This window comes from Streptomyces mesophilus (assembly GCF_011044995.1).
GTDB lineage: Bacteria > Actinomycetota > Actinomycetes > Streptomycetales > Streptomycetaceae > Streptomyces > Streptomyces mesophilus.
Genome location: NZ_JAAKZW010000276.1, coordinates 1 through 10,017, shown reverse-complemented (window position 1 = coordinate 10,017; position 10,017 = coordinate 1). Strand labels below are relative to the sequence as shown.

Annotated in this window: 6 protein-coding genes and 1 pseudogene; 5 read left to right on the top strand and 2 right to left on the bottom strand. The window is 74.0% G+C overall.

All coding sequences use genetic code 11. From position 1 onward, the window contains the following. Both G6045_RS36150 and G6045_RS36145 read right to left on the bottom strand, forming a co-directional pair. Window positions 1-1,501, bottom strand: a 1,501-nt coding sequence (locus G6045_RS36150) for a DUF5691 domain-containing protein (protein ID WP_165336454.1), incomplete at its 3' end; no start/stop codon positions are given. 115 nt (window positions 1,502-1,616) lie between these two features. Next, complete coding sequence (locus tag G6045_RS36145) at window positions 1,617-2,954, bottom strand: SWIM zinc finger family protein (protein ID WP_165336453.1); 1,338 nt, start codon at window positions 2,952-2,954, stop codon at window positions 1,617-1,619. A 183-nt stretch (window positions 2,955-3,137) separates the two neighbouring features. Here G6045_RS36145 and G6045_RS36140 point away from each other — a divergent pair, with 183 nt between their 5' ends. From G6045_RS36140 to G6045_RS36120, 5 genes and pseudogenes are all read left to right on the top strand, one after another. Further along, window positions 3,138-4,253 (top strand): ATP-binding protein, encoded by a 1,116-nt coding sequence (locus tag G6045_RS36140; RefSeq protein WP_165336452.1) that lies wholly within the window; start codon window positions 3,138-3,140, stop codon window positions 4,251-4,253. A 97-nt stretch (window positions 4,254-4,350) separates the two neighbouring features. Then, window positions 4,351-6,966, top strand: coding sequence for a DUF5682 family protein (locus G6045_RS36135; protein ID WP_328708025.1), 2,616 nt, complete (start codon window positions 4,351-4,353; stop codon window positions 6,964-6,966). Next, entirely contained in the window at window positions 6,963-8,171 is a 1,209-nt protein-coding gene (locus G6045_RS36130; protein WP_408056407.1) for a VWA domain-containing protein, read from the top strand. The genes G6045_RS36135 and G6045_RS36130 overlap by 4 nt, the downstream gene beginning before the upstream one ends. Before the next feature lie 161 nt (window positions 8,172-8,332). Beyond that, entirely contained in the window at window positions 8,333-9,415 is a 1,083-nt protein-coding gene (locus G6045_RS36125; protein ID WP_165336451.1) for a hypothetical protein, read from the top strand. 116 nt (window positions 9,416-9,531) lie between these two features. Continuing rightward, window positions 9,532-10,017 (top strand): annotated as a pseudogene (locus G6045_RS36120) (hypothetical protein); the annotation flags it as partial.

Sequence of the window (10,017 nt, the reverse complement as noted above, 5' to 3'; positions counted from 1 at the left end):
CACCCGCCCCGGGCGCCCCGTCCTCCCTCTCGTCCGGCGTAGCCGTAAGCGCTTCGAGGCGCACCGCGGCACCCGGGTCGAGGCAGCGCTCGGCCAGTCCCATCACGCCGCTGAACGACCACGGATAACTCCCGGCGTCCCGCGCGATGTTGAGCGCGTCGACGACCGCACCGCCGAGCGGCTCGGACCAGGGCACGGCGCACACGCCGAGCAGCTGGAACGCCTCGGAGAGACCGTGCGCCGCGATGAACCCGGCCACCCAGTCCGAACGCTCCCGCTCCGGCAGCGTGCCGAGCAGCTTCGCGCGCTCCGCGAGCGAGACCGCGCCGGGCCCCGCCGCCCCTGGTGAGGCGGGCGCCCCGAGCAGCGCCCGCGACCACTCGGCATCCCGCTGCCGTACGGCCGCACGGCACCAGGCGGCGTGCAGCTCCGCCTGCCAGTCGTCGGCCACGGGCAGCGCCACTATCTCGGCCGGTGTCCGCCCGCCGAGCCGCTGCGGCCAGGTCGCCAGCGGTGCGGCCTCCACCAACTGACCGAGCCACCAAGCCCGTTGCCCCCGCCCGGGCGGTGGTGTGGCCACCACGCCGTCACGCTCCATCCCCGGATCGCACTCATGCGGCGCCTCGACCGTGATCCCGCTGCGCAGCGCGTCGGGCGCGATGCTCGTCGCCGCCCGCCGCGCCATCCGCCCGGCCAGTGCCGAGGTCGGCAGCGCGGACAGCAACTCGGCCGCGGTGGTGCGGACATTGCGGCTGCGGTCGCTCAGGGCTCGCTCCAGGAACGGTTCGTCACCGTCCGCGAGCCCTGTCCGCAGCGAGTCGAGGAACATCAGCCGGTCCTCGGCCCGCTCGGTGGACCAGGTGCTCTCCAGGAGGACCCGGGCGGCCTCGGCGTCATGCGCCCGTACGGCACCGAGCAGCGCCACCCGCTCGGCGAACAGGCCCTCCTCCCACAGCCGCCGGACCGCGTCCCCGTCGTCGGGCGAGGGGAGCGCACTGCCCCCGGGGGTGGTGCGCAGCGCGAACTTCCACTCCGGATTGAGCTTCGCGAGCCACAGCGCGCGCGGACCGGCGAAGGCGAGCGCGGGCGGGCGCAGATCGGTCCGGCCGCGTGCCGCGTCGAGCAGCGCGGGCAGCAGCTCGGGCGGTGCGGCGTATCCGTACGCGTTCGCACCGGACAGCCACTGCGGCAGCAGTTCGGTGAGATCGGGCGCGGTGCCGCGCCGCCCGCCGCTGCCCACGCCGGCCCGGTCGGAGAGCAGCATGGCCAGGCGTCGCCGTGCGGCGGCCGGCAGCGCGGGGCGCGGGTCGGGCTGTGCCTGCTCGGGGAGTTGAGCCGCCGGTCCTGGCCGCAGCCCGGCCCTGCGCCGCACGGTGTGCAGGGCCGCCTGGTCGAGCAGCGCGGCGGCCGCGTCCTTGCGGCTGCGGCCGGCCGCCTGCGCGACGCCGCGCCGGTCGGTGCCGAGCAGAGCGCTCGTCACGAGCTCTTCCCAGGTCGTCATCTCGGTCTCCGTGATCAACTGAGGCCTCCCTCCATGCCGTCGGAGCAGGAACAATCGGAACAGGAACAAGTGGCGATACGGCAGCGGGCCGGGCTCGCCCGCGCAGGGCGCGTCGTCAGCACAGCGACACCGCACCCCCTGCGTCCCCAGCCCACACCGTGAGCGGCGTGAAGCCGCGGTGGCCGCACTCGCCGAAGACCGTCACCCCGCTCCCGCCCGAAACGGCGGCGAGCCGCCACAGACCGGGCCGGGACACCGGCACCACGGGCAGCGCGCCCGAGCCGTCGGCATCGGCGAGCTGCATGGCGTCACCCACCGGTGTAGGTATGACGTCGTGCAGCGTGACCGGCCAGGACTCCAGCCAGGGGTCCTCGCGCAGCGCCGTGCCGTACGCGGAAGCCGCCGCACGGGTGCTCACCCCGGCCGGGCGCACCTCGGCGGGCGCGGCCGGTGCGAAGCGCTCGCCGAGCGCATGGCGGTGCCCGCCGCCCGGATACGCGGACAGCTCGGCGTCGAGCGCGAGGCCGACGGGCAGGGCCAGTTCGGGTGCGCGGCCGGCCGCCCCGTAAGAGAGGAGCAGAGCCGTGCGCGCCGACTCCTGTCCGTACAGCCATATCCGGCGCGTGGTGAGCCGTGCGTCCGCCGAGTCGTACTGGGCGAGCACCGCCCACCGGTCGCGCAGCGCGGGGCCCTCGGCGGAGGCGGGCAGGCCGATCCGCGAACGGACCGTGGCGGCGAGGGGAGCCGGCAGCTGTTCGCGGCGCAGCCAGGCCTGGTCGAGCAGGTGCAGCAGCGCGCACTCCTCGAGCAGCCGCACCGGCCAGCCGGGACCCGACGCGGGGATCACCCCCAACTCCTGTACGCGCGCGGCAAGCCCGGGCGCCTGCGCGTCGACCATTCGCCGGGCTGTCTCCTCGCCAAGCCCGTGCCCCGACTGCTCCGCCGAGGCCAGGCCGCCGCGCACCAGATCAGCAAGCCGCTGCTCCAGCTCGGTCACCCCCGCGGTGACCCGCTCGGCCCGCCGCGCGGCACGGCGCCGCGCCGCCTCCTCGTCAACCGGCTTGCCGTCCCCTTTCTCTGCCGCGGGTGCCTCCGCTCGCTTACGCCGGCCGGCCAGCCACTGCTCCACCCAGTCCGGCGCCTCGGCGTCCGGCAGCGCCGAGCCGCCGCCCCCGTCGCCCGCCCAGAGCAGCAGCAGCCCCAACGCGTGCTTGCACGGGAACTTCCGGCTGGGGCAACTGCACTTGTACGCGGGCCCCGCCGTGTCGACGACCGTCTGATACGGCTTGCTGCCGCTGCCCTTGCACAACCCCCATACCGCCCCCTCCTTCGAACTGCCCGCCTCGGACCACGGACCGGCCGCTCCGAGCTTGCTTCCCGCTTTGCGTGACGCGGCGTCAGGCGCCAGTGCGAGCACCTGATCAGCCGTCCAGCGCACCCCCTGCTGAGTCATGCTGCGAAGGTAGATCCCGCCACTGACAATCGTCTGTGACCTGCGGATTCGCGCTTCGCGAGCGGCAGTTGGCACGGCCCGCGATCCGCCGCCGAGGCCGATTGTCAGTGGCGTGGTGCACCGTGGATGCCATGCCGGAGATCGGCGCGGGACGAGGCGTCCCGGAGATCTGGAGGGGGATCCATGACCGTGCTCGACAACGAGACCGTGCGGCCCGCCGCAGAGGTGCTGCGGGCGCACGCGGAGGACGCGTTCGCGGACGAGCTCGCCGCGCTCGCCGCCGCGGACGACCGCCCGCGCCCGGCGCGCTGGCGCCTCTCGCCGTGGGCGGTCGCCACGTATCTGCTGGGCGGCACGCTGCCCGACGGCACCGTGATCACTCCCAAGTACGTGGGACCGCGCCGCATCGTCGAAGTCGCCGTCACCACCCTGGCCACCGACCGTGCGCTCCTTCTGCTCGGAGTGCCCGGCACCGCGAAGACCTGGGTGTCCGAACATCTCGCGGCCGCCGTCAGCGGCGACTCGACCCTGCTGGTGCAGGGCACGGCGGGCACACCCGAGGAGGCGATCCGGTACGGGTGGAACTATGCGCAGCTGCTCGCCCACGGTCCCAGCCGCGACGCCCTGGTGCCCAGCCCCGTGATGCGGGCGATGGCCGAGGGCATGACGGCCCGGGTCGAGGAGCTCACCCGTATCCCCGCCGACGTACAGGACACGCTGATCACGATCCTGTCGGAGAAGACGCTGCCCATACCGGAGTTGGGCCAGGAGGTGCAGGCGGTCCGCGGCTTCAACCTGATCGCGACCGCCAACGACCGCGACCGCGGGGTGAACGAGCTCTCCAGCGCCCTGCGCCGCCGATTCAACACGGTGGTGCTTCCGCTGCCCGAGAGCGTCGACGCCGAGGTCGACATCGTCGCGCGCCGCGTGGACCAGCTGGGCCGCTCGCTCGATCTGCCGCCGGGGCCCGACGGGATCGACGAGATCCGGCGGGTCGTCACCGTCTTCCGCGAGCTGCGCGACGGCATCACGGCCGACGGCCGCACCAAGGTCAAGTCCCCGAGCGGCACGCTCTCGACGGCCGAGGCGATCTCCGTCGTCACCGGCGGGCTCGCGCTCGCCGCCCACTTCGGCGACGGCGTGCTGCGGGCCGGCGATATCGCGGCCGGCATCCTCGGCGCGGTCGTCCGCGACCCGGCGGCGGACCGGGTGATCTGGAAGGAGTACCTGGAGGCGGTCGTCCGCGAGCGGGACGGCTGGAAGGACTTCTACCGCGCCTGCCGCGAGGTGAGCGGGTGAGCGTCCGGGTCTCTTGATCGCGTACGGAATCGCGTACGGATGATCGCGTACGGAAGATCGCGTACGGAAGGGAAAAGGGGGAGGGGAGTTGAGGGCTGTGCACACCGCAGAGGTGGGGTCGGCGCACGGGGGAGCCGGGAGCGGACCGTGGATTCTCGGCGTACGGCATCACGGGCCGGGTTCGGCGCGGGCGGTACGGGCGGCGCTCGACGCGCAGCGCCCGCGGGCCGTCCTGATCGAGGGGCCGCCCGAGGCCGATGCGCTGGTGGCGCTGGCCGCCGACGAGGAGATGCGGCCGCCGGTCGCGCTGCTCGCGCATGTGGTGGACGAGCCGGGGCGCTCGGCGTTCTGGCCGTTCGCGGAGTTCTCACCGGAGTGGGTGGCGGTCAACTGGGCGCTCGAGCACGGCGTTCCGGTGCGGTTCATCGACCTGCCGGCGGCGCACTCGCTGGCGATGCGGGCGGAGGAGGAGAAGGAAGAGGAGAGGGAGAGGGAGAAGGAGGGGCCGGCCGGTTGGGAGGGGGAGTCGGGCGCCGAGGGGGAGCCTGGCGCTGGGGGGCAGTCGGGCGATGGAGGCGAGCCGGGTGATGGGGGCGAGCCGGGTGCAGCGGGCGGCCCGGGTGCCGAGGGTGGCCCGGCGGCCGACCCGGATGCCGAGTCCGCAGCCGACCCCGATGCCGAGCCCGCGGCCGACCCCTCCGCCGAAGTCCTCCGCGTCGACCCCATCGCCGTCCTCGCCGAGACCGCCGGTTACGACGACCCCGAGCGCTGGTGGGAGGACGTCGTCGAGTACCGGGGGCAGACGGCCGACGCCTTGGCGCCGTTCGCCGCGCTCGCCGAGGCGATGGGCGCGCTGCGCGAGGTCTATGGGGCGGGCGGCCACGATCGCGACCTCGTACGCGAGGCGTACATGCGGCTCCAAATGCGGGTCGCGGCCAAGGAGTTCGGGCCGGAGTACGCCGTCGTCTGCGGCGCCTGGCACGTCCCCGCCCTGCGCGAGAAGACCACCGTCACCGCCGACCGCGCCCTGCTCAAGGGCCTGCCCAAGGCGAAGGTCGACATGACCTGGGTGCCCTGGACCCACCGCCGCCTCGCCCGCGCGAGCGGCTATGGCGCGGGGATCGACTCACCGGGCTGGTACGCGCATCTCTTCGCCGCCCCCGACCGCCCCGTGGAGCGCTGGCTGACCAAGGTCGCGGGGCTGCTGCGCGACGAGGACCGCCTCGTCTCCTCCGCCCATGTCATCGAAGCCGTACGCCTCGCCGAGACGCTCGCCGTGATGCGCGGCCGTCCGCTGCCCGGTCTCTCCGAGACCACGGACGCCGTCCGTGCCGTGTTCTGCGACGGCTCCGACGTACCGCTCTCGCTCATCCACGACCGCCTCATCGTGGGCGATGTGCTCGGCGAAGTCCCCTCGGCCGCACCGGCCGTACCACTGCAGCGCGACCTCACCCGGATCCAGAAGTCGCTGCGGCTCAAACCTGAGGCGCTGGAGCGGGAGTTGGAGCTCGACCTGCGCCAGGCCAACGACGCCGAACGCAGCCGGCTCCTGCACCGTCTGCGGCTGCTCGGCATCGGCTGGGGCGAGCCCGCGGCCGCCACCCGCGGCAGCACCGGCACGTTCCGCGAGAGCTGGCGCCTTCGCTGGGAACCCGAACTCTCCGTACGCGTGGCCGAGGCAGGCATCTGGGGCACCACGGTGCTCGGCGCGGCCACCGCGAAGGCCGAGTCGGACGCGGTGGGCGCCGCGGCCCTCGCCGACGTCACCGCCCTCGCCGAGCGCTGCCTCCTGGCCGCGCTGCCCGACGCGCTGCCCGTCGTGATGCGCGTCCTCGCCGACCGCGCGGCACTCGACGCCGACGTCGGCCATCTCGCGCAGGCCCTGCCCGCCCTTGTCCGCTCGCTGCGCTACGGAGACGTACGCGGCACCGACACCGGCGCGCTCACCGAGGTCGCGGCCGGCCTGGCCGAACGCGTCTTCGTCGGCCTGGCCCCCGCCTGCGCGGGCCTCGACGCGGACGGCGCGGCCGAGATGCGCACGCATGTGGACGCGGTCCACGGGGCGGTGGGCCTGCTCGACGACGAACGGCACGCGAAGGCCACCGGCCCGGACACGGCCGGTGCCACCGCTACGGACACAGCCGCCACCCTGCCACCGTCCGCGACCGACGGCATACGGCCTCGCTGGTACACCGTTCTGCACACCCTCGGCACCCGCGACACCGTGCCCGGAGTGATCCGCGGGCGGGCGGTGCGACTACTCCTGGACGAAGGGGAGTTGAGCCAGGACGAAGCCGGGCGCCTGATGGGCCTCGCCCTCTCGGTGGGCACCCCGCCGGCCGAGGCGGCCGCCTGGATCGACGGCTTCGTCGGCGGCGGGTCCGGCGGCATGCTCCTCGTCCACGACGAGCGGCTGCTCGGCCTGGTCGACGCCTGGCTCACCTCCGTGCCCGCCACGGCGTTCACGGATGTGCTGCCCCTGCTGCGCCGCACCTTCTCGGCGTACGAACCGGGCGTACGGCGCACCCTCGGCGAACTGGTCCGCAGGGGCCCGGCCGCGCAGCCGGCCGCGACCGCGGCGGTCGGCGTGCCCGGGTTCGCGGACGCACTGGACGAGGAACGGGCCGCCGCCGTCCTGCCCGTGGTCCGACTGCTGCTCGGCCTGGACGCATCCCCTGAGGACTCGGACGCACTTGCGGAGGCTGCCGGATGACCACCCCCACCTCACCCACCACTCCTACCGCCCCCACTCCGCCCACCTCGCCCGAGGCCGAACGGCTGCGCCGCTGGCGCATGGTCCTCGGCGGGCAGGAGGCGGACGGCACCGGCTGCGAACTGTCGGGCCGCGACGCCGCGATGGACTCCGCGCTCGAATCCCTCTACGGAAAGCGGGGCGGAGCCGGCGGCACGAGCCGTGACCGTTCCGCGGGGCTCGGCGCCTCGGCGCCCTCCGTGGCGCGCTGGCTCGGGGACATCCGTACGTACTTCCCGTCCTCCGTCGTGCAGGTCATGCAGCGCGACGCCATCGACCGCCTCGGCCTGGCCACGCTGCTGCTCGAACCGGAGATGCTCGAAGCCATCGAGCCCGACGTCCACCTCGTGGGCACACTGCTCTCGCTCAACAAGGCGATGCCCGAGACGACCAAGGAGACCGCAAGGGCCGTGGTCCGCAAGGTCGTCGAGGACCTGGAGAAGCGCCTGGCCACCCGCACCCGGGCCACCCTCACCGGAGCTCTCGACCGCAGCGCGAAGATCAACCGGCCGCGCCACCACGACATCGACTGGAACCGCACCATCGCGGCCAACCTCAAGAACTACCTGCCCGAGCACCGGACCGTCGTCCCCGAGCGCCTCATCGGCTACGGGCGGGCCGCGCAGTCTGTGAAGAAGGAGGTCATCCTCTGCATCGACCAGTCCGGGTCGATGGCCGCATCCGTCGTCTACGCCTCGGTCTTCGGCGCGGTCCTCGCCTCGATGCGCTCGATCAGCACCCGGCTCGTCGTCTTCGACACGGCGGTCGTCGATCTCACCGATCAGCTCGACGATCCGGTCGACGTGCTGTTCGGCACCCAGCTCGGCGGCGGCACCGACATCAACCGCGCCCTCGCCTACTGCCAGTCGCAGATCACCCGCCCCGCCGACACCGTGGTCGTCCTCATCTCGGACCTCTACGAGGGCGGGATACGCAACGAGATGCTCAAGCGGGTCGCGGCGATGAAGGCCTCGGGCGTGCAGTTCGTGACGCTGCTCGCGCTCTCCGACGAGGGAGCGCCCGCGTACGACCGCGAGCACGCCGCGGCCCTCGCCGGCCTGGGCGCTCCCGCCTTCGCCTGTACGCCCGATCTGTTCCCCGACGTGATGGCGGCGGCGATCGAGAAGCGTCCACTGCCCATACCGGACAAGGAGACCCATCAGTAACAGGGGGGTTGCGTAACCCCAGTTGTCGCGTGCGAGGATCGGCGGGCGTGCTGGAGTGAGCGGTTCCGCCCCCACGGACCCCGGACCTCACCCGGCCGGCGCGTCGGCCCCCGGTCGGCGTCGCACCCGGGCACCCACCACCCCCACGACATGGAGCCCTGTTGACCCACGCGGCCACGCTGCCCCCAGCCGTCCGGCGCCTCATGCGCCCGACGGCGGTGCGGCGTGGGCTGCAACTGCTCCTGCTGCTCGGCGCGTTCCTCGTGCTCGGGCTGCTGTGCGGCGAGCGTGCCGGTGCCGCGGAGCAGGACACGGATCCCGTGGCAACGGCCGTCTCCGCGACGGAGACGGCCACCGACCCGGCAGGGGACACGCTGCGTCAGGTCGCCGAGCCAGTACGCCAGGTCGCCGAGACCACGCGAGAGGACACGGCACCCGTACAAGATGCTGCTGCGCCTGTACGGCAGGTTGACGATTCCACTCGTGAGGCTGTCGAGCCCGTACGGGAGGCGACCGACCCTCTGAGCGAAGCCGCCGCACCCGTACGGGAAGCAACTGAGCCTCTGAGCGAAGCCGCTGGACCTGCACGGGAAGCGACCGACCCCCTGCGCGAAGCCGCCGCACCCGTACGCGAGGTGGTCGAGCCGGTACGGGGGATCGTGGCGCCCGTCCGTGAGGTCGCGGCGCCCGTCCGTTCCGTCGTCCGCTCCGTGCAGGAGCCGTTCCAGCAGCTCACCGTGCCCGTGGCCGACGGGGTCGGCCGGACCGTCGAGGCCGTGGCAGGGCTGCTCGAACCGGTCGGGCTGCCCCAACCGGTGCTGCCGTATGTCCCGTGGCCCGCAGGGCCGGGCGACGCCGGGGGAGCCCGGGGACAGGACCCGTCGGCCTCCGCGTCCGTGCCGGCCGACGCGGCCGATCGGACGCGCCCGGACGCCGCACACGCCGCCTTCGCGGGCACGGCCGGCAACACCGCCCAGGCAGCCGGACCGTCCGCCCACCCCGTGGCCCAACTGCCGCTCCCTGAGCTCCCGTCCGGCCCCGCGCACCTCCCGGCTCCCGGTGCACCCCAGGGCCTCGGCGCCCACAGCACCGCCGAGTCCAGCACCCAGCGCCACGGCGACGCACAGCCCGCCACACTCCCGGACCGGCACCTGGGTGTGCCGTTGTCCGGCGGCAAGGGTGCCTCCACCTCGTACGACCGGATCCGCGACCGGCATCGCGACGTCCTCGAATTCCCCGGCTAGGGCAGGCCTTTCCCCCGCCTGACGACCTGCCGCGCGGGGGCGGGACAGGTCTGCCCGCCGCGAAGGTGCCGTGAACGGCCCTTCGTACCCTCGAATTCGAAGGATCCGACCCAGCAATGAGCAAGCACAAGAAGCAGAGCACCGCGTCCGTCAACGGGCGGAAGCTCCGTAGCTCCCTCGTCATAACCGCCGCCGGCGCCACCGGCATGATCGGGATCGGTGCCGCCAACGCGAGCGCCGCCGAGCTGCCGGCCACCGCGCCGGTCAGCACCCCCGACGTGGACGTCGTCACCGGCGCCCTCGACCAGGTCCGCGACAAGGCGTCCGGCGCCGAGGCCGAGCAGGTCGCGGGCCAGGCCAAGGCGGCCGCGGCCACCACCGCGGCCAAGGCCGAGTCCGCCGTCGGCGACGCCAAGGACTTCAAGGGCGCGGCCGACCGTGTCCAGGCCGCCGCCGACCAGGCCAAGGGCGCCACATCCCAGCTCCCCACGGGCCAGCTCCCGTCCGCCGACCTCCCGACCGGCCAGCTCCCCACGGGCCAGCTCCCGTCCGCCGACCTCCCCACGGGTCTGCCCACCGCCGACCTCCCCACGGCCGACCTC